Below are 20,681 nucleotides of genomic sequence, written 5' to 3' on the forward strand. Positions count from 1 at the left end.
TTCGTCAGGAATCCGTTGCCCCGCAAGTGACCTCATTGGTGAGCCCTTCAGCCGGCTCGCGTCTCACCGCCCAGAACGGTAAGAATCTCTCCGCTGATGTAGCTGGAGTCCGCCTGCGAAGCGAAGAACACGAACGCCGGCGCGACCTCTTCCGGTTGACCGGGACGCTTCATTGGCGTGTCGGCGCCATGCTTGGCAACTTTCTCCGGCGGCTTCGAGACCGGCTGAAGCGGAGTCCAGATCGGTCCCGGCGCGACGCAGTTCACCCTGATCCTTCGGTCAGCCAGGTTCTGAGCCAACGACTTCGTGAAGGCGTGGATCGCTCCCTTCGTCGAGGCGTAGTCGATCAGTTCCTTACTCCCCTCCAATCCTGTGATTGATCCGCAGTTGATGATGGCGGACCCGGGCGCCAGGTGAGGCAATGCCGCCTTGGCCATGTAGAAGTAACCGTGAATATTGGTCCGAAACGTCAGGTCCCACTCGTCATCCGAGATGTCCTCGAGCGACTTGTGCGTCTGCTGGTAGGCGGCGTTGTTGACGAGAATGTCGAGCTGTCCGAACTCCTGAACGGTCGTCTGGACGGCGGACCGGCAGAACGCCGCGTCCGTGACATCGCCCGGAATCAGCAATCCTCTGCGGCCTTCCTTCTCGATGGCCGCCTTGGTTGTCTCGGCGTCGGACTGCTCGGGAGGGAGGTAGACGATCGCGACGTTGGCCCCTTCGCGAGCAAAGAGGACGGCCACGGACCGGCCGATCCCGGAGTCGCCTCCCGTGATCAAGGCCGAAAGTCCCTCCAATTTGCCCGAGCCACGATAGAGCGGCGCCTGGTAATGTGGCTGAGGCGTCATCGCGGAATCGAGTCCCGGTTTTGCCTGGGATTGCTCAGGAAGCGGGGACGCCGGTTGACGCTGTAGCTCGGTCATAGCAATGGGGATCCAGATGAGTTGCTGTCGCAGCGACAGAAGGACCTCTGCCACGTAGCAGCCAGCATTCCCACCGCGCACGATCGCTACATTGCATCGTGAAGACGAACGGACTGATACCGTCATCCGCGTCCGGGAGAATCGGGAAGTCGATGCGTTACACTGCCACCACGCGACAAAGGTGAGCTCGACAATGGACCCCGGTGGCAGGCTTTGATCACCATTGTCCCCCTGGACCTTGGCCCCCATCGTCCGCGGTCTTCGCGAGTCCTTTAGGTTGGGTGGCGGCGCATCCCAAAGGTGCCCCTGGGCGAAGCACGGTTGGGGGAAAGTTGATCCGACGCATTCCATCCCGAAGCGCGCTGGATCAGTTTTGTCTTTCCCCCAATGACGTGCCCGTCAACGCACTGCCGCCTCCCAAATCGCTCTCGATTAGTCCCAAGACTTCCAGCTGCGACCTCTGGAGCCAGACAGTTCCGCTGGCGTCATCCGCGATCAGCTTTCGCGCGACCCGGTGTCCGATGGGCGTCAGCCTCAAGGTCTGACCTTCTCGTCCTATCAGTCCTCGTGCACAGAGAGATTCACAAGCGAGTTCATAGCTGAATGGTCTGTCGTTGCCGGCTTTCACGCTCTGAAGCTCGGTCTGCTTCAAGAACAAAACTTCATCGGACAGCAGTACCAAGTCGTGCATAAGTCCGCCCCAATCTCGCCAGTCCGTCGACTGCCATAACCAAGGTCAGTGCTACGTCACCCCGCCAGATTGATTCACCTCTGCGCCGTTGCAATGTCTTCTCTCTCCGTCGGCCATTGGATTGCGAGAAGACAAGAGTTTTCCCGAGGCCTCGCCCGGGCTCACCAAAGCTCTACGAGTGCTGAAGGCTCCGTGCGACCACGGTATGCTCGAGGAGCGACACGGGAATAGCACTTGCTCTCCGGCTACTGATCTGACGGTCAGTCTTTCGGAGGTTGGTGATGTCCAGGATTTCTTGTTTTGCGGTTCTGCTTGCAGCTCAAGGTGCGGCGACGGCGGTCGCCCAACAAACGCCCCCACGACGTGCCCCGGTGGCACCACCGGCAACGAAGCAGTCCGCCAACAAGGTTCCCACAGCGTCACGGTCCGGACCGCAAGGGGCCAATCAGGAGCCCGCCGCTCGGCGGTCACAGCCTGTTCTTGCAACGACACCCGAGACTGGCAAAGGGCCGATGTCTGGGGATGTCGTTGAACGAGCTCAGACCGCCGGGCCGCCAGAGGGGACTCTTGTTGAACAACGGCAGCAGGAGGCGGACCGTCCAGAGAAGTTCGATCCGAAGCATGCCCAGTCTGCCTCCCCTGCGTTCAAGGACCAGCCGAAAGCGGGGAAGATCACCGGGTTTGATTTCTTTCGCGACCCGCTGAATGCCGACGAGCCGTTCACGCCGTTTGCGGACGTCATGAAGAAGGAGGCGGCCGGCAAGGATGCCGTGGTCAAGGCCCAGCGAGCTCTTCTCGGGACACGATACGACCTGACGCCGCGGCCTGATCCGGACGTCACGATGTCTCGCGGAAAAGCCGTCTTGAAGGGGCCGACGGCTAGGCTGACCAAAGGGCTGACGTGGGACGAACTGGGCAAGATGTCGCCGTCGGACATCCGGGAAAAAGGAGTCTTCCCCTATCCGGCACTTCCGCATCCGCTCCAGGTCAATGGCGGGCAGGTGTTTCCCCAGGTCCAGACCCGGATGTTCCCCCGGCTGGAGCGGTTCGATGTCGAGTTCGACCTCCCCGCAGAGTTCCTTCCGGAGTTCCCGCCCGCCATCTTCCTTCAGAACCGTCCGGAGCTGGGAGACGTCTCCCGCGGCCAAGTGGTCTCGATCAACAACTTCCGTGACCTCTTCAAGGACCTGCTGACGCCGGTCCAACTCGATGGCCTGCGGTTGCTCCTGACGCCAATGCCCCAGGAGGAGTTCAATCCGACTGACGATCGCAAGACCGTCCAGCCGAGCCTCGGCGTTGCCTGTTTCGACTGCCATGTGAACGGCCATACGACCGGGCAGTTCCACCTGACTCCCGATATCCGCCCGCAGGAACGGCGGTTCCGCCTCGACACGACTAGCCTCCGTGGGATGTTCAATCAACAGATCCATGGCTCCAAGCGGAGCCTGCGGTCGGTCGAAGACTTCACGGAGTTCGAGCAGCGGACTGCCTACTTCAACGGCGATCCGATCCATGCCATGAAGAAGGGCTTCCAGGAGATTCCGCGGGTCTCCGTGCCGCACATGGCCCAGTTTCAGAACATGCTCGACTTTCCGCCCGCCCCTAAGCTCAATGTCCTCGGCCGGCTGAATCGCAAAGCCAGCGAACATGAGCGGCGGGGCGAGACCCTGTTCTTCGGCAAGGCGCAGTGCTCGGTCTGCCATCCGGCGCCGTTCTATCTCGATCATCAGATGCACGACCTGCATCTGGAGCGATTCCTGGCCGACGAACCGGGGGACGGACCGATCAAGTCGTTCACGCTTCGCGGGATCAAGGACAGCCCGCCGTACCTGAAAGATGGACGGTGTCTCACGCTCGACGACACGGTCGAGTTTTTCAACCTTGTTCTCGAACTGGAACTCACGGCCGACGAGAAAGCGGATCTCGTCGCCTTCCTCAAGTGTCTCTAAGGCCATCAACGTGGCTCGTCCTTCCTCAGCTCGGCGGACGGCAAGCGTTGCCCCCGGGCCCTCGCCCGGCTACAGCATTGATCCGTCCCTGACATTCTGGATCGGCTGTGCCGGGTGGAACATTCCGAAACAGCACGACGACCTGTTCCCTCGCGACGGGAGCCATCTCGCCCGCTACCAGCGGCAGTTCAACGCCGGCGAGATCAACTCGTCGTTCTATCGCTCGCATCGTCCGGCGACGTACCGACGATGGGCTGATGACTCACCCGAGGAATTCCGCTTCGCCGTCAAAGCCCCGCGGACAGTCACGCATGAGCATCGCCTGAAGGGAGCCGACGACCTCCTGAAGGCGTTCCTCGGGGAAGTGGCCGAACTCGGCGAGCATCTCGGCCCGCTGCTATTCCAACTCCCTCCATCGTTGCGGTTCTCGCCATCGGACGTGGAAAACTTTCTGGAACTCCTCCGTGGCTTGTTCTCGGGCGCCCTCGTCCTCGAGCCGCGGCACACCTCCTGGCTCGGCGAGGACGCTGCACATCTTCTGAGGCAGTACCGCGTGGCGATGGCCGCTGCCGATCCTCCCCTCGGCCCCGAGATCGCCCCCGCCGGCTCGTCGTCGCCGACGTACTACCGCCTGCACGGTCATCCCCGAATGTACTATTCGCCTTACTCCGAGGGGGACCTCGCTCGTCTGGCTCGCGACATGTTCGAGCACGCCGCTGGCGGGCACGACGTCTGGTGCATCTTCGACAATACGGCCGACGGGGCGGCGCAGACCGATGCATTGACCATGCAGCGAATGCTCGCGGCCCGCAGATCGACACTGGGACGATAGAGTGGACCACAGGGCCAGGTGGCGATGCCGCCCCAGAACGGACGCCGATCGATTGCTACCGTGGCTGATTGCCGCCCGTTCCATTGGTTCGTCCCGCGACGCCCGTCGCTTCGCTCGCCTGGTACAAAGCTCCATTCGGGTTGCGCGGCTTCTCGTCGTAGGTGAGATCGTCGACCCGCCCCGCAGACAAGCGGTCCGCGACACTGGGGATCAGTTTCGAAAGCGCCGTGCTCACGAGCGACATCGCTCCAACCTTCTTCTCCCGTGTCGGGTGCTCGGCGACGTGCAAGATCGCCTCGGCCACGTCCTGCGCCTGGATCATCGGATCGGGGAGCTTCGGCTCCTTGGGCATGTCGTTCTTCGCATGCTGAGGGAACGGCGTGTCGACGGCAGTCGGCTGGATCAACGTCACCGCAACGGGAAGCTTGTCGACCTCCTCGACTTCGACCCGCAGGACGTCGACGTACCCCTTGATGGCGTGTTTGGTCGCGACGTAGATGCTCATGAGCGGGGCGTAGGAATCGGAGACCTCGCTTCCGACCGTGATCAGCGCACCGCCACTGCTTTTCAGATGCGGAAGAGCGACGACGCAGCCGTTGACCGCTCCCCAGAAGTTGATATCGAACAGTCTCCGGGCATCCTCTTCGCGAAACGTGTCCGCGCGGCCGTACATCCCCAGGCCGGCGTTGTTGACCCACGTGTCGATCCGCCCGAAGGTCCTGATCGCCGTTTTGGCGAGGGCTTCTACCTGGCTGCGGTCGGAAACATCACACGGGACCGCGATCGCCCGGCCCCCCCGGCCCGTGATCCGCCCCGCGACGTGAAGAAGCGTCTTTTCGCTGCGGGCGGCGAGGACGACCGAAGCCCCCATCTCCGCGAGAAGTTCGGCGGTCGCCAGTCCGATCCCTGAAGACGCGCCGGTAATCACGACAACCTGATCCGCAATCTTCTTGAGCGTTGTCGACATGAAGAAGAACTCCTTGGGAGGGGGCGATCAGGGCTTCAGGACAACTTTGACACAGCCGTCTTTCTTATCGCGGAAGGTCTTGTAGGCGTCGGGCGCCTCGGACAGGGGCAACCGGTGCGTGATGATCGCCGACGGATCGATCTGGTCTTTCTCGATCCGCTCCAGGAGCGGCTGCAGGTAGCGGTGCACATGCGTCTGACCGGACTTCATCGTCAGGGCCTTGTTGACGAAGGCCCCCATCGGAACCTTGTCGAGTAGGCCCACATACACCCCCGGCACCGAGACGGTTCCTCCTTTTCGGCAGGCCATGATTGCCTGCCGCAGTACGGACGGCCGGTCGGTCGCCAGGCCGACCGCCGCCTTCGCGTTGTCGAGCACCGCCGGCCAGCTCCCCCACCCGTGGGCCTCCGCTCCGACGGCATCAATACACCGGTCCGGCCCGCGTCCCTTCGTCATCTCCTGCAGCCGGTCAAAGACGCTGGCATCGGTCTCGGTGAAGTCGATCGTCTCCGCTCGCCCCAGACGCCTCGCCATCTCCAGCCGCTCCGGAACGTGGTCGATGGCGATCACCCGCCCGGCTCCGAACAGCCAGGCGCTCTGAATGCAGAACTGCCCCACCGGCCCGCACCCCCAGACCGCGACGGTGTCGCCCGCCTCAATGTCGGCCTGCTCCGCTCCCATGTACCCGGTCGGGAAGATGTCGGTCAGGAACAGCACCTTCTCGTCGGGGATGTGGCTGGGCACCTTGAAGGCCCCGAAGTCCGCCAGGGGGACCCGGACGTATTCCGCCTGCCCTCCGGCGAATCCCCCGAGCATGTGGCTGTAGCCAAACAGTCCGCTGGGCGAATGGCCCATCGCCTCCTCGGCGATCTTCTTGTTGGGGTTGGAGTTCTCGCAGCACGAGAACAGCGTCTTCTGGCAGAAGAAGCACGTCCCGCACGCCATCGTGAATGGGACGACGACCCGGTCCCCTTTGCTCAGCTTGCCGGCGGCGACGGTCCCGGTCTCGACCACCTCCCCCATGAACTCGTGCCCCAGGACGTCGCCGGACTCCATCGCTGTGTCCTACCCACAATCGTCGCGTGCCAGGGCGCGGCCTTCCAGCAGGTGCAGAAGCTTGGTTGCGCCACGTGACAGGGTGATCCAGCCAGGAAGGCCATCCCCCTTTCGTCCCAGGAACCCGCCCAGCATCGCCAGTCGGCGAGTGAACTCGTCGATCGTCCATCCGTCGAGTCGGGCCTTGGGGAAGTGGATCGCCGTGTATCGCCTGAGCATTTCGATCCATTCCCGCGGCGCCGCCCTTTCCGCCGGACGGTCCGGCTCCGTACGGGACAGGTTGCGGATCGTGAGCAGCCGTACGGCCGTCACGCACAGGACCGCCGTGATCCGCTCCAGACGTGAGGCCGACTGGTACTGCCGCTCTTCGACATGGCAGCCGCTCTTGAGCGCCTTGTGGTAGTCCTCGATCAACGGGCGGCGGGCGTAGTCCGTCGCCACCTGTCGGGCCTCGTCGGCGGTGCCAACGTCTTCTGACGTGAGCAGCACCCACCTTAAGGGGGCAGCTCCCTTCGGAGGGCGGCGCTCCACGACTTCGACGGCGCTCATCCGGATCGCCGAAGGCGCCTGGGCTTTCGCCCAGGCGCTCATCGGGGACCGCCGCGGCATCTCGATCCGGGCCCAACGGAGTTCGACCGTCGCCGTGCGGGCCGGACGCTGCGCCTTGGCGACCACCTCCACCTCATACCCCGCCACGAAGCAGGCCTGAGAGAGCCAGGTCTCCAGGGGCGTCGTCGACGAGTCGGCAACCCCTTCCTTCGGCACGGGACGAATCTTTCGCCGCAACTGAGCGGCCCGGATGATCCACCCGGTTCCCAACAGCGCCGCCTGAGCGTAGACCTCGTAGTTGTCCGCTCCCCGATCGCACACATGAACCAGCCGTTCTCCCGCCGGGGCTGCGCCGACCTGGGCGATCAGGTTCCGCCAGACCTCCGATTCGCGGGGACGCTTCAGGCTCTGCTCGACCGTCTCCCGCTTGCCGTCCGGCCGCCGCGGCTTGCGCTGGCGGCAGAACAGGATCTGGCCTGCCAGTCCATGCACCTCCTGAGTCGCGGCGTCGATCTTGAGCGCCGTATGCAGGTGAAAGCCCTGCCGAAGACCGCTGCCCGTCAGTCCGAGGCCTTCCAGCGGCCGGTGCAGGTGTGTTAACGAGATCTCGGTCGTGTCATGGATCACCAGGGACCGGCCGGTCGTGGAGACCTTCTCACGCGTCTCCCGGCAATGCGGCTCGACGAGGGCCCCGAAGTGGACGTCGGCACAGTCCATGAATCGGTAGGCCCCCTTGCAGGATGACCAGGTTCGCGTCTGGACAGGTGTGGTGGCCCCGGGATCAATCGCGACCGCCGCGGCGAATGAGATGAGGCGACGGTTGCGTCGTCGATCCCCCAGCTGACACTGCCGAAACTGAGTTTCAGCCCATTCCGCGGGCGGAAGACAGAGGCTCTCCATATCGCCGATTCCAACCGGCCAAAGTGACCCGGAGTCCATGCCCCCGGTTCCGGCCTCCTATTCTCTCAAGGAGGCATGCCACACGGCCAGCCTGTCGCAAGACCTTGCGGGAACCATCACGCCTCCAGAGAAGCTCCCTGAAATGTGGGTAAGACACAGACTCCATCGTGGGCATGTCGCCGTCGTAGAGATGCAGGTCGGATCCGCAGATGGCGGTCGAGGTGACCCGGATGATCGCATCCCGGGGATCCTCGATTTGGGGATCGGGCACGTTGTCGATTCGTACGTCTTCTTTGCCGTGCCAGCAGAGCGCCTTCATGAATGTCTCCCGGTTGCTGCCGCTCGAGCCCGGTTCCGGCTCGATGCCGTCTCCTGGTGCCGGAGGTTTCCCTGCCCGGTTGCAAACGCACGGCCGGCGCGGCGGTCGACGGTGTCGATTTCGACGCCAGCGGCTCCGTCCAGAGAATCCCCGGCGGTCAGCCCATTGGAAGGACGGGAACTGCGGGCAGAATCGGCCTGGCCGTCAGACTGCGATGTGGACGCACCTCGTCCGAACGGCATGCAGAGTGCTATCCTGACTCGGTCAGGATCATGAATCGCATAGCCCATCATCCTTCCTGCGGCATGGCCTGATCGACGAAGGAGCCCATTGGATCCAGCGCAAGGCCGCCGAGACCGTCACAGCGGAGATCATCCAGAACTGCTCCTCTTCACGCCACGGCGCAGCCAAACGTGCAACGGCACCTAGGGCGTTGCCTGCACGGCTCCAGGGCGAGACGGTCGTTGGGGACGGTCGTCTCGCATCTCCCGGGCCTTGGCGGCGAGCCGCCGGTATTCGTCGCGAATCTCTTCGAGTTCCGACTCTTCGAGATCCTCGATGTCCATGAAGTTGTCGCGCGCGTCGGCGATGGACCGGAGGACTTCATCCAGCTTGAGATGGAGGGCCACAGTGTCCCGGTTCTGACTGTTCTGAATCAGGAACACCATCAGGAAGGTGACGATCGTTGTCCCGGTGTTGATCACGAGCTGCCACGTATCACTGAAACCGAAGATCGGTCCTGTAATGGCCCAGATCAAGACGATCGCTGACGCCGAGATGAACCCTCCTGGTTTCCCCGTCCAACACGCGGTGTTGTGTGCCGCGCGGCCGAACCAGGACTTGTGACTACTTGACTCTTGAGCGCAAGAACCCATGACGCATCCCCCCTTTTCCCAGCGTCCACTGCAGAACCGATTCCTTGTGACGGAAACGTAACCCGTGTCTCGGGGCGGTTCAGCAGTCGCCTTGCCTGTCGGGCTTATCATTCTTGCCGGCGCCACGAAGATTCAGGGCAGCCAGAAGGACTTGAAGCACGATTGTCGCGGGGGCCGAGGCGGTCCATCCCCAGACCGCCCACAGCACATTGCTCAGGAGAAAGATCCAAAAACCGATGGCACGTCGCCGAGCGGCTCGTGAAGCGGTGAGCCAGGCGCCGGCCACCGTTGCCAACATCGCTGGCCATTGGACCCAATCAAGCGAGGACATCGTGTTTCACGAGACGAAAGCCTCGATTTTGGGAGAGATATTTGGACAACGAATCGGTGGCGAAGCTGGCCCAAAGACTTGCGAGGAAAGTTCGCGACGCCGATTCGACATTCATTGCGAGGTGAGTGCTACCCTCCACATCGATCACAGTGACCGCAATCACCGGAACTAGCGGACCGTTCGAAATACTCCACGATCGAACGCCAGCGGCAGCGCTTCCCCTCGGCAAACGCTTGCATCTCTTCCTGACATCTTCGGTCGGCCTCCTCTTTCCGAACGAAGGCACAGGCGATCGCCTCGCATCGTTCTCGGGAGAGATCGGAGACAATGAGCTGCCAGTGGGACGACCGGCGGCGCAGGACGCCTGCATTTTCCAGCAGCTTCAGGCAAAGCCGCGTCTTTGCCTTGGAGATCGGGGAGGCAGCCTCAAGACTGGCAGTTGTCGGGTTACCTCTATTGCGACAAGCGGTCTGCACGGCGTGATAGACGTTCACGAGATCCGAGTCGTCGGGGAAACGGTTGCCTCGAAAGAACCGTAGGAGCTTCCAATCAGACGGGCAGTAAAGAAGCGTACAGGCCGCAGGTTGCCCGTCACGTCCGGAGCGGCCAATCTCCTGATAGTATGCCTCCAGAGTCGTCGGAACATGGAAGTGCGTAATCCAGCGAATGTCCGGCTTGTCGATGCCAAGCCCAAATGCGTTGGTGGCCACCACAACCTGGGCCTGGCCGCTCATGAACACGTCCTGTGCGGAATTCCGATCCCGGGCCGACATTCGACCGTGGTACCCTACTGAAGAGACTCCCTGAGCAATAAGCCCTGCCTTCAGATCGTCGACCGCACGGGTTGTCGCAACATACACAATCCCTTGGCCATCCCGTTTGGCTAGTTCGTGCATCGCGCGCTCCTTGTCAGTCGGCGTCTGAAAGTGTTTGACCTCCAGGAAGAGGTTGTCACGTCGGTAGCCTGTTTCGATGACTTGAGCTTCGGGAATTCCCAATTCCCGGATGATGTCGCCGAGTACCGTCTCAGTGGCACTGGCCGTCAGTGCCAGTACAGGCGGTCGTCCGATCGCTTTGAGTGCGGCTCCAAGTTCCATGTAGGCAGGTCGGAAGTCCTGTCCCCATGTGCTGATGCAATGGGCTTCGTCAACCACGAAAAGGTCAATCGACAATCGCTGCAGCAGGCTGAGGAATTGGGGCTCCTGCAATCGTTCGGGCGTCGTGTAGATGAACTCGACTTCACCGTTCTCGATCGCTTGAAGCGCTGCTTTGAGCTGCTTCTCACCGAGGGAGCTATTGACGGAGACTGCGTGCAGCCCCCGGGCGTTGAGCTTCTCCGTTTGATCTTTCATCAAAGCGATCAGCGGACTCACGACGACAGTCGTCCCTTCGAGTTCAATCGCCGGGAGTTGGAAGCACAAGGACTTTCCCGATCCGGTCGGCATCACGACGACGACGTCGCGGCCGTTGAGAGCCGATTGAATCGCGGCCGCCTGGCCTGATCGAAAGTCGCTGAATCCAAATTGCTCAGCAAGCAGTCTGAGCAACCGCTGATGCGTCATCTGAGCACCGCTATCCTTTGAATTGGCCAGCTGCGTTGAGACCGAACAACGGAGACGATCGATGGGCAACTCGCGTTCCCGATTGAGCTGCTGCGAGATGGTGCCTTGTTCGGACGGAAGTGACGCAGACGTCTCTGACGTCGTTAGTCGCCTGGCCAGAGCGACCGCCCGACGTCCGTGTGCCTAATCGGCCATCGAGTCCATGCGACGCCGAATGGTCGCAGGAGAATTTCTGTCGCGTGTCCCTGTCGTATCGTGATCGACCGGCGGCGAACAAGTTGTCCTTCACTTGCGACCTCGACATGAGTCTCGCGTGATTCTGGCAGGGCCCCCATTTCCACGGAGAGAAGACGAATCGCCGTCTCCGCGTGCAACAACTCAGCACTCCTCAACAGCAATTCATAGGGTGCATCGGTCTCGAAGTTGCGTGGCCCGATCAGTACAGTTGAGAGGGAACGGGTAACATGCAGACACTGTTGCGACAGATTCTTGGGGCGGTTCGATGTCTCGCGGGCGTTGGTGCTTTTCTCCTCGCTCTCGTGGTCTATGAGCGTTACTCTCGCTTTGAATTGTCAGGTGGTCTTCCTTCAATTGCCACCTGGGAGTTGGCCGGCTTCCTCTGGCTCGGAAAATGGCCACTCGTCGGTCTGTTTACCTTGATCGGGACGCTGCTCCTTATGGTCGCCCCAGGGGGCATGCACTCTGCCCTGGACACCGGCCTGTCGTCTGCGGCTACCGCTGGGCCGGACAAGACAATCGGTCTAACGACTCCCTTCGCAGCAAGTTTGCCTTCGCCGAACGTGCGTATTGATTCCAGTCCAGCGCGTTTACTCGGCTCCTAGCCCCGTTTGCAAGTCGAGCAAGCCGGGTGAGATTTGAGGCGATCGGAGAGGGAAAAACACCACGGCTCTCTTTGGTCGGCGAGACCGGAGCGGTTCGTGCACGGGGGAGGGGGCTTGCGCGTTGAACGGAATTGGGAGCGAGCGGTGACGTTGATGCCTGGGTAGAGCGTAGGACTGCCATCCCGCCGATGGCTCGCCAATCAACTGACGTCTTGAAAGTTCGTCCGGAGGGCAGCTCGGTCCCGAAACATCGGTGAACAACGGGGGGGGCGTTTGCACTGACGGCCTTCACGCACGGCATGCCGAATGCTTCGGGGGTCGCCTGAGTCGAACCTCCGCGGCCATGCCTCGAACTATGCACGCTATGCCTTCACTCGCCGCCAGGGCAGCCGAATTCCTTGATTTGCAGCAGGTGTCACCGAGTCGGGTGATCGTAACCGGCGTTTCGCCAGAGATCGACGGGGGGCGACAAGCCGCCAAGCGGATTCTTGGAGACCGAGTCACTGTTGAGGCAGACCTGCTGGTGGACTCCCATGATCTCCTGACAGGTGTTGTGAAGTACCGGCCCGCCGGCGATGTCCGATGGCGGGAAGCGAGGATGGCACCCCGCCCGAATGACCGCTGGGCGGCCAGCTTCCAGGTCGAACGGCTCGGCTTCTATGAATTTACCGTGACTGCGTGGATCGACCGATTCACAACATGGCATCGCGGACTTATGAAGAAAGTCGAGGCGGGGCAGTCTGTCGGTTCGGAACTTCTTGAGGGGGCCGCTCTGGTCCACCGCGTTGGCCAACAGGCCCCCGGACAGGACGGTGACTGGCTTGTCCGTCACGCCGCGGAGCTAAAGGAGGGTTCCGAACCGGAACGGGTGACTGCCGCCGGAGATCCCGTGCTGACAATGCTGATGGCCCGGCATGACCCTCGGATCGGGCGGCGAGAATACGACCAGGTCCTGCTGATCTGGGTTGATCGCCTGCGGGCGGAGTTTGGCGGATGGTATGAGGTCTTTCCCCGCTCCTGCTCCCCGGAGCCGAACCGTCACGGGACATTCCGGGATCTTGAGCAACGACTTCCCGATATCGCCCGCATGGGATTCGATGTCGTCTACCTTCCCCCCATTCATCCCATCGGTCGGACGCATCGAAAAGGACCGAACAACACCCTGACGGCCAATGAGAGTGATCCCGGAAGCCCTTGGGCGATCGGCGGGGCCGAAGGCGGACACCAGGCGATTCATCCCGAGCTCGGAACGCTTGAGGACTTCGACCGTCTGTTCACTGCGGCCGTTGGCCAGGGGATCGAGTTCGCTCTCGATCTCGCGTTCCAGTGCTCGCCGGACCATCCGTATGTCCGCGACCACCCCGAGTGGTTCCGACATCGGCCCGACGGTTCGATCCAGTACGCCGAGAATCCGCCAAAGAAGTACCAGGACATCTATCCGCTCGACTTCGAATGCGCGGACTGGAAGGCACTGTGGTCGGAGCTTCTTCAGGTTGTCCAGTTTTGGATCGACCGCGGGATTCGCATCTTCCGCGTCGACAACCCGCACACGAAGCCGCTTCCTTTTTGGGAATGGCTGATCGCCGCGGTCCGTCAGCGAAACCCGGATGTCTTTTTCCTGGCCGAAGCCTTCACCCGCCCGAAGCTCATGAAGCAGCTGGCGAAGCTCGGATTCTCACAGTCCTATACCTACTTCACCTGGCGGAATTCCGCCTGGGAGCTGCGTGAGTATTTCACGGAGCTGACTCAGACCGAAGCTGCGGAATACCTCCGTCCGAACCTCTTCGCCAACACGCCGGACATCCTGCCGGAGTATCTCCAGCACGGCGGTCCTGCGGCATTCCAGATTCGGCTGATCCTGGCGGCGACCCTGGGAGCAACTTACGGGATCTATGGGCCCCCTTTCGAAACTTTTCAGGCCGTTCCACGCCAAGGCAGCGAGGAGTACGTCGACAATGAGAAGTACGAAATTCGCCAATGGGATTGGAAAAGTCCGAACGTCTTTCGGGAACTGATTGCCCTGGTCAATCGGATCCGCCGCGAAAATTCGGCCCTGCAGCGCAACGATCGGCTCCGTTTTCACGGGAGCGAGAACGATCACCTGCTCGTCTACAGCAAGACCAGTCAAGACCTGTCGAATATCGTGTTCGTCGTTGTCAGTGATGACCCACACCGCCCGCAGGCCGGTCGAATTCAGGTCCCTCTGACGGAATGGGGACTGAGCCCCGAAGACACCTTTCAGATGGAAGATCTCCTGACCGGAGCCCATTTCCTGTGGCGCGGCGAATGGAATGACGTGATTCTTGATCCATATTCGACGGCGGCCCACATCTTGCGTCTCCGGCGAAAGATGCGAACCGAGCACGACTTCGACTACTTCGCCTGACACCTCCGGGCCACCTGCCCTTTTAGACGCTGCGCGCGACGACCGACGCCGCGGACACACGCATAGGCCGGTGAACTCGTAAGCTGCCTCCTCCAGGGAGGCCAGGATGCCGTCCGATGATCAAGTCCGTGGAACGATCGACTGCGACGGCCGCTCGCGACTGGCATCGACAAGCGGTCTTCTATGAAGTGCCTGTTCCGGCGTTCTTCGACTCCGATGGCGATGGTCGTGGAGACCTGAAAGGACTGGAAGAGAGGCTCGACTACATCGAGTCACTGGGCGTGACCGCTCTCTGGTTGTTGCCGATTTTTCGCTCTCCTGGCGAAGACGACGGGTACGACGTCTCGGACTTTCGCTCGGTCGATCCTTCGCTGGGAACTCTGGAGGACTTTCGAAGGATCGTCTCCAAGCTGCATTCTCGAAATCTGCGGATCGTGCTTGAACTGCCGATCAACCGGACGTCGGTCGAGCACCCCTGGTTTCAACTGGCACGGAGGACGGAACCTGGCAGCCCATTCCGCGACTTCTATGTATGGAGGCAGGAACCGGCCGATGCGGCCGCGAACATCTCGGACTCGGAGCGGGGAGCCGATCGATGGAGCTGGGACCTCGTCGCGCAGGCGTTTTACCATCACCGCTTTTCCCGGGCGGAACCAGATCTCAATCTGGCCAGCGAATCGGTGCGGCGGGAGCTTGTTGACGTTTTGCGGTTCTGGGCCAGGCTTGGCGTTGACGGCTTCAGCTTGAGCGGAATGGGAGGCGCTCCGGCCACCCGAAGGGAGTCCACGTCAAATGGAGAATCCGACGAGAGACGCTTCGTTCAGAGTCTCGAAGAGGCCCTGAGACCCGAGTTTCCAGAGCTCCTGATCGTCGCACGCGGAGAGCGGTCGCCGGGAGATCCGTCGACTAACGAAGCAGCCAAGTCTCTTTCGCTGCGTCCCCAGCCGGAGTTCGCCGCCACGCTATTTCTCGCCCTGCGGCGTCAGGACCGGACTCCTCTGGTGGAGTTGTTCCATCCTCTTCCATCAGCGAATGAGCCGCGGCCCCTCGGACTCACCTGGCTGCGCGACCACGACGAAATGGCACTCAGCGTGGCGAGTGATGATGAGGAGGATTTTCTCGTTGAATCGTACGCCCGCGATATGTCGCACAAAATCAGCGGCGGGATCGCCCGCCGACTGGCCCCGATGGTGAATCATGATCGGCGACAGATCGAGCTGCTGCTTTCGCTCCTCGTCGCATTGCCAGGCGTCCCATTGCTGTACTACGGGGACGAACTGGGGATGGGCGACCACCCGCGTCTCGGCGATCGCCGCGGAATCCGTACCCCATTTCCCTGGTCTGACGGTCCGAACGGCGGCTTCTCCGAGGCGAATGCAGAGCAACTCTCCACACCGCTCGTAGCGGACCCCGTTGGAGGCTTTCGCGCCGTCAATGCCGCTCGTCTCCGGCGCGATCCCTACTCACTCCTGGCATTCGTTCAGTCTCTGCTGAAGATTCGAGGAGCGTTTCCGCACCTGTCGGACGGCCCGCTGCAGGTCTTGAATTCTGGAACGGCGGAGGTTCTCGCATTCCAACGGAAGGCCGGCCCCTTCGCGGAGGCCGCGGGGGAGGGGGCTGACACATTGCTTGTGGCGGCCAATCTCTCCGGCTCCGCCCGGGCGTTCGATCTCGACCTAGCCGAGCACTCAGGACAAACGCCGACCGAGGTCTTTGGAAACGTCCGGTTTCCGTCCGTCGATCGAAACCCCTATCGGCTGACGTTGCCTCCCTACGGCGTTCTCTGGCTCCGTTTTCATTCTTCAGTGACGCGAGTGGAACCGACCCCGTCAGGAGGATCAACGAAGACGAATCCACCCAACGTCCCGCTCTGGACCGGAGAACCGACGCGAGACTGGAAACACCTTCTGGCAGGAGAACGCCGCTCTCTCCTTGAACAGGAGATCCTGCCGGCGGATCTTCCGAATCGCCGGTGGTTCGGAGCCAAGACGCGGCGGATCGAGCAAGTCCAGGTGGCCGACTGGTGGCCGCTTCCCGACACATCCGCCGTCATCCTGTTTGCCAGGGTCCGCTACCGAACCGGGCCGGATGACCTTTATCTCCTCCCGCTTTCGATCCTTCCCCCCTCGCGCCAGGAGAGAACCGCCGGCCCTCCACAGATCCCGGGAGCACCGCTCGCGCTGTTGTCAGACGGCTCATACGTTGTCGATGCTCTGACCGATCCAGTTGCGGCGCTCGCCTTCCTAAGGATGGTCGAGGAGAACACCGAGGCGGCGAGTGAAGCGGGCTCGGTGAGGGGGCGGCGCACGAACGCGTTTCCGGCCCTCCGCGACTCACGGAACCAGCCGCTTGTTCCCCGGAGAGGCCCAGAAACGTCGAGCAACTCCCTCGTGTTCTTCGGCCGGAAGCTGTTGCTCAAGATCTTTCGCCGCCTGGAAACGGGAATCAATCCAGATCTGGAAGTCGGGCGTTTCCTCACCGAGCGAGAGACGGGCGCCCGCGTTCCTCAGGTCGCGGGGGCGTTGGAGTATGTCGCCTCGGACGGGAACGGCTTGCGGACATTGGGAATCGTGCAGTCGCTGGTCTCGTCCCAGGGAGACGGCTGGAGCCACGCGCTTGCAGAACTCAAGCTCTACTATGCGAGGGCAGCGGACTTGGGCCCGCTTGACGATCAAGGGCTCCACGGCGAGGTGAGTCTGGTCGACCGCGCTTCCCGAACACCCCCCGCTCGGCTGGTGGAAGCGTTGGGGGGAGCGCTCGTTTCTGCATCCCAACTCGCCCTGAGAACCGCGGAGCTGCATCTCGCCTTGTCGGCCGATCGTTCCGACTCGGACTTCTCTCCAGAACCCATGGGCCGGGAGGACGTCGCCCAGATCGCTCGTGAGATGCACCGTCAGTTCGAGCTGGGAAGGGACGCCCTGCAGCGGGTTCTCCCAAAGCTCCCGATGACGATCCGCACGCCGGCGGAGCGGCTGCTGAACGAGGGGCCGAGTGCGCTGGAGCAGCTGAAGGCGGCGGAGGTTCCTGAGGTCATTCCGGGGCAGAAGATTCGAATCCACGGGGACTTTCACCTGGGGCAGGTCCTCCGTGTCGGCGACGACTTCGTCCTGCTCGATTTCGAGGGAGAGCCGACCCGGACGGTGTCGGAACGTCGTGCCAAGTTCTCGCCAGTTCGAGACGTCGCCGGGATGCTTCGCTCCTATCACTATGCCGCCTATGCCGCGCTCTTCGACTTCGTGGACGGCAACTCAATGCTGCTGGACCGCCTCGTCCCATGGGCTGATGCCTGGCATCAATGGGTCGGCGCAGCGTTCGTCCAACGTTATCGCCACGAGATGAAAGGGAGTTCCGTCGTCCCCGCTGCCGACGCCGACTTTGCGCTCCTGCTCGACCGGTACATCCTGGCAAAGGGGCTCTACGAACTCGCGTACGAACTCAACAACCGTCCTGACTGGGTGCGAATCCCCCTGGGGGGCGTGAACCGTCTTCTGTTCCCTGATTCGGCTTCCCGGCCTCTTGAGATAACGACACCATGAGCTGGCAGATCTGGAGCGACTTTGACTCGCATCTTTGGGCCGAAGGGACCCACATGCGGGCCTATGAAAAGCTTGGAGCGCATCCGGAAACGGTCGATGGACAGCCAAGTTGCCGATTCGCCGTCTGGGCGCCGAACGCGTCGAACGTTTCGGTGATCGGAGACTTCAACGGCTGGCAGCCTGGCCGCGATGAGCTGCAGCCGGTCCTAGGGAGCGGCGTGTGGCAGGGTCTTCTTCCCCGGGTCCGCACAGGGGCCCTCTACAAGTTTCACATTGTCTCGCGCCACGGGGACTTTCGAGTCGACAAGGCCGATCCGTTTGCCTTCCAGGCCGAACTGCCACCGGGAACGGCATCGCGAGTTTGTGAGACAGGCCAGTTCGAATGGCATGACGCCGAGTGGCGGCAATCGCGCGGTCTCCGCCAGGCGCCGACTGCTCCCATCTCCATTTACGAGGTTCATCTCGGTTCTTGGCGTCGCGGCCCGCAAGGGGAAACGCTGACCTACCGTCAATTGGCGCCCCTGCTGGCCGACTATATTCATGAGATGGGGTTCACGCACGTGGAGCTGATGCCGCTGGGGGAGCATCCCTTTGGCGGCTCCTGGGGCTATCAGACGATCGGATACTTCGCACCGACGAGCCGATATGGGGCTCCGGACGATCTCCGGACGCTGATCGATTTGCTCCATCAGCGGGGAATCGGCGTGCTGCTTGATTGGGTCCCCGCGCACTTCCCGCGCGACGAGCACGGTCTGGCCTACTTTGATGGCACGCACCTGTTCGAGGCTTCCGATCCGCAGCGCCGATCACAGCCGGACTGGAATACGTTCATCTTTGATTACGGCAAACCGGAAGTCGTCAGCTTCCTGACTAGCAGCGCTCTGTTCTGGCTAGACCAGTTCCACATCGACGGGCTCCGCGTCGACGCGGTCGCTTCGATGCTGTACCTCGACTACTCGCGCGAGCCGGGCGAGTGGACCCCCAATCGACAGGGAGGACGGGAGAACCTGGAGGCGATCGAGTTCCTGCGGCATCTCAACCGGCAGGTATCGCAACACCACCCGGGAACGCTGGTCATAGCGGAGGAATCGACCGCTTTCTCGGGAGTCTCTCGTTCCGTCGAGCAAGGAGGACTCGGCTTCAGCTACAAGTGGGACATGGGATGGATGCACGACACTCTCCGTTATGCCGCGGTCCAACCGGCGGCGCGGCGGGAGCACCATTCCGAGCTCACGTTCCGAATGAATTACGCCTTCAGCGAGCGCTTCGTCCTCCCGCTCTCGCACGACGAAGTTGTGTACGGGAAGGGATCGCTGCTCTCACGCATGCCGGGCGACGACTGGCAGAAGCGCGCCCATCTGCGACTCCTGTTCGGCTATCTCTTTACCCAGCCCGGCAAGAAGCTGCTCTTCATGGGAGGCGAGTTGGGACAGTGGGACGAGTGGAACCACGACGCCACCGTGTGCTGGGAGCTGTTGAACTCACCGGAGCATCGCGGGCTCCAGCGATGGGTCCGTGATCTCAACACGTTCTATCGTGGTCAAACGGCGCTCCACGCGTTGGACACGGAGCCCGGCGGATTCGAGTGGATCGAAGCGCACGACGCGGCGCGCAGCATCATCGGCTACCTACGGAGACCGAGCCATGGGGACCCACTCTTGGTGCTTTTGAACTGGACTGCGGCAACGGTGCGGAACTACCGGATTGGGGTTCCCACCGGAGGGGACTGGACGGAGCTGCTGAACAGCGACGCGGCGCTGTACGGGGGGAGCGGTCAGGGGAACCTGGGAACGGTCCACGCGGCACCGGTTCCGGCGCAGGGACGTCCCTACCTGCTCAGCGTCACTGTCCCTCCGTTGGCACTCACGATCTTCAGGCCGACCGGGGAACGACCATGGGGCCCCAGCGGATTTCGCTCGGATCCACCAAGCGAGCCATCAGTTCCTCGACATGAATCCTGAGCTGCGGCAGAGCGCTCTCCGGACCGGCGCAGTCGAGGTCATGGACGTGCCAGAACTCGACTTGGCCGACTGCCCCGGGGAATGAGCGTTGGAGGAGCGGGCGGTGCTCCGCCTCCTTCACCGCTACAACGATCTGGGCCGCTGACAGGTCGTTCTCGGTAACCGGCATCGGAAAACGAAGCGGATTGGGAGCAGGGATACCGGCAGACCGGAGAGCCGCCAGGGTGTGCTGGGATATCGGCCCAGGATTTCGATCGTCGGGCGCGAGGCCACGTGACGTGGCCTGCCACACAAGCCCGTAGGCGGGCGCCAGGTGGTTGAACACAATTTCAGCGTAACGGCTCCGGTAATAGTTTCCGGTGCAGAGAAAGAGAATCTGATTCACAGCTACTGGTGCGGTCGAAGGCGAGGGACAAGGCGAACCGTCCGATTCTAGACCGCCGGAGCGATTCTCTCCAAACCGTGTTTGCCGCCCCCCGGTTGAGACATCCGCAATGCCGCGTCGCTCGAAGTCGTCGCGAGACAAGGGGCTCCTGGGAGATCCACGCCCTCTGTCTGCTGGCGATGGTGTGAATTCGTCCGCTCGCTGGTCCGGAACCGCCCGCTTTCTTTTCGTTGACAACTCCATCAATGAGAAACATTTGCGACCCGCGATCCGTTTCCAGGGTGCACAGAGCACCAGAATTGATCCGGCAGATGCCGGCAATCTCGCTCGGGTTAGGGGCGGAAGCCTGACCGAGCGTTTCTGCTTAGCCCACTCGGGGTGGCAGAAGAGTTGCAGCGGGCGGCCGAGCCTGCTCCTGGCCCCGGGAATTTCCTAGGTTGACGGCCCTCTAAGCCGGTTCAAAAATCCGACCGATTTCACTCTCAACAATCTGCCGGGGTTGACGAGATGTTGGTTTTCGCGCGCCGCGTCGGACAGGCATTTGCCATCGATGATTCAACGGTTTTCCGTGTACTCGCCCTTGGCGAAGAAGAGGCGACGCTCCTTCGCACGGCCGG

Annotated in this window: 12 protein-coding genes and 1 pseudogene; 5 read left to right on the top strand and 8 right to left on the bottom strand. The window is 62.1% G+C overall.

Annotated elements, in window-relative coordinates; all coding sequences use genetic code 11:
* Window positions 1-47: 47 nt before the first annotated feature.
* Window positions 48-923 carry an SDR family oxidoreductase gene (locus tag VT03_RS15020; protein ID WP_075093728.1) on the bottom strand — a complete coding sequence of 292 codons (876 nt, stop codon included), beginning with the start codon at window positions 921-923 and terminating at the stop codon, window positions 48-50.
* A 1,203-nt stretch (window positions 924-2,126) separates the two neighbouring features.
* Between VT03_RS15020 and VT03_RS15030 the strand changes: the two genes are divergently transcribed.
* Together VT03_RS15030 and VT03_RS15035 are read left to right on the top strand one after the other, a co-directional pair.
* Window positions 2,127-3,563: a cytochrome B6 gene (locus VT03_RS15030; protein ID WP_197489337.1), complete on the top strand. Its 1,437-nt coding sequence runs from the start codon at window positions 2,127-2,129 to the stop codon at window positions 3,561-3,563.
* A gap of 10 nt (window positions 3,564-3,573) precedes the next feature.
* The gene (locus VT03_RS15035; RefSeq protein ID WP_197489338.1) at window positions 3,574-4,395 is read left to right on the top strand and encodes a DUF72 domain-containing protein; all 822 of its coding nucleotides are present in this window, start codon (window positions 3,574-3,576) and stop codon (window positions 4,393-4,395) included.
* A 55-nt stretch (window positions 4,396-4,450) separates the two neighbouring features.
* Here VT03_RS15035 and VT03_RS15040 read toward each other — a convergent pair whose 3' ends face one another.
* From VT03_RS15040 to VT03_RS15070, 6 genes and pseudogenes are all read right to left on the bottom strand, one after another.
* On the bottom strand, window positions 4,451-5,362 hold the full coding sequence (locus VT03_RS15040; RefSeq protein ID WP_075093730.1) for an SDR family oxidoreductase: 912 nt from the start codon (window positions 5,360-5,362) through the stop codon (window positions 4,451-4,453).
* 27 nt (window positions 5,363-5,389) lie between these two features.
* The gene (locus VT03_RS15045; protein WP_082846231.1) at window positions 5,390-6,418 is read right to left on the bottom strand and encodes a zinc-dependent alcohol dehydrogenase; all 1,029 of its coding nucleotides are present in this window, start codon (window positions 6,416-6,418) and stop codon (window positions 5,390-5,392) included.
* A 9-nt stretch (window positions 6,419-6,427) separates the two neighbouring features.
* A complete protein-coding gene (locus VT03_RS15050) occupies window positions 6,428-7,906 on the bottom strand; it encodes an IS4 family transposase (protein WP_082846232.1) in 1,479 nt (492 codons plus the stop codon).
* Between the two features lie 118 nt (window positions 7,907-8,024).
* Window positions 8,025-8,186, bottom strand: a pseudogene (locus VT03_RS35245) (glutathione-dependent formaldehyde dehydrogenase); the annotation flags it as partial.
* A 425-nt stretch (window positions 8,187-8,611) separates the two neighbouring features.
* Window positions 8,612-9,172 carry a low affinity iron permease family protein gene (locus tag VT03_RS15060; RefSeq protein WP_315850213.1) on the bottom strand — a complete coding sequence of 187 codons (561 nt, stop codon included), beginning with the start codon at window positions 9,170-9,172 and terminating at the stop codon, window positions 8,612-8,614.
* Window positions 9,173-9,520: 348 nt separating this feature from the next.
* Window positions 9,521-10,954 (bottom strand): RecQ family ATP-dependent DNA helicase, encoded by a 1,434-nt coding sequence (locus VT03_RS15070; RefSeq protein ID WP_075093734.1) that lies wholly within the window; start codon window positions 10,952-10,954, stop codon window positions 9,521-9,523.
* Window positions 10,955-12,160: 1,206 nt separating this feature from the next.
* Between VT03_RS15070 and VT03_RS15075 the strand changes: the two genes are divergently transcribed.
* The 3 genes from VT03_RS15075 to glgB all read left to right on the top strand — a co-directional run bounded on the left by VT03_RS15075 (window position 12,161) and on the right by glgB (window position 19,679).
* The gene (locus VT03_RS15075; RefSeq protein WP_075093735.1) at window positions 12,161-14,182 is read left to right on the top strand and encodes an alpha-1,4-glucan--maltose-1-phosphate maltosyltransferase; all 2,022 of its coding nucleotides are present in this window, start codon (window positions 12,161-12,163) and stop codon (window positions 14,180-14,182) included.
* A gap of 116 nt (window positions 14,183-14,298) precedes the next feature.
* Window positions 14,299-17,718 (top strand): alpha-amylase family glycosyl hydrolase, encoded by a 3,420-nt coding sequence (locus VT03_RS15080; RefSeq protein WP_075093736.1) that lies wholly within the window; start codon window positions 14,299-14,301, stop codon window positions 17,716-17,718.
* Complete coding sequence (glgB, locus tag VT03_RS15085; protein WP_075093737.1) at window positions 17,715-19,679, top strand: 1,4-alpha-glucan branching protein GlgB; 1,965 nt, start codon at window positions 17,715-17,717, stop codon at window positions 19,677-19,679. The genes VT03_RS15080 and glgB overlap by 4 nt, the downstream gene beginning before the upstream one ends.
* Here the strand turns inward: glgB and VT03_RS15090 are convergent.
* Window positions 19,591-20,307 carry a low molecular weight phosphatase family protein gene (locus VT03_RS15090; protein WP_082846233.1) on the bottom strand — a complete coding sequence of 239 codons (717 nt, stop codon included), beginning with the start codon at window positions 20,305-20,307 and terminating at the stop codon, window positions 19,591-19,593. The two genes, glgB and VT03_RS15090, sit on opposite strands and share 89 nt — an antisense overlap.
* Window positions 20,308-20,681 lie beyond the last annotated feature (374 nt).

The organism is Planctomyces sp. SH-PL14 (assembly GCF_001610835.1).
Classification (GTDB): domain Bacteria; phylum Planctomycetota; class Planctomycetia; order Planctomycetales; family Planctomycetaceae; genus Planctomyces_A.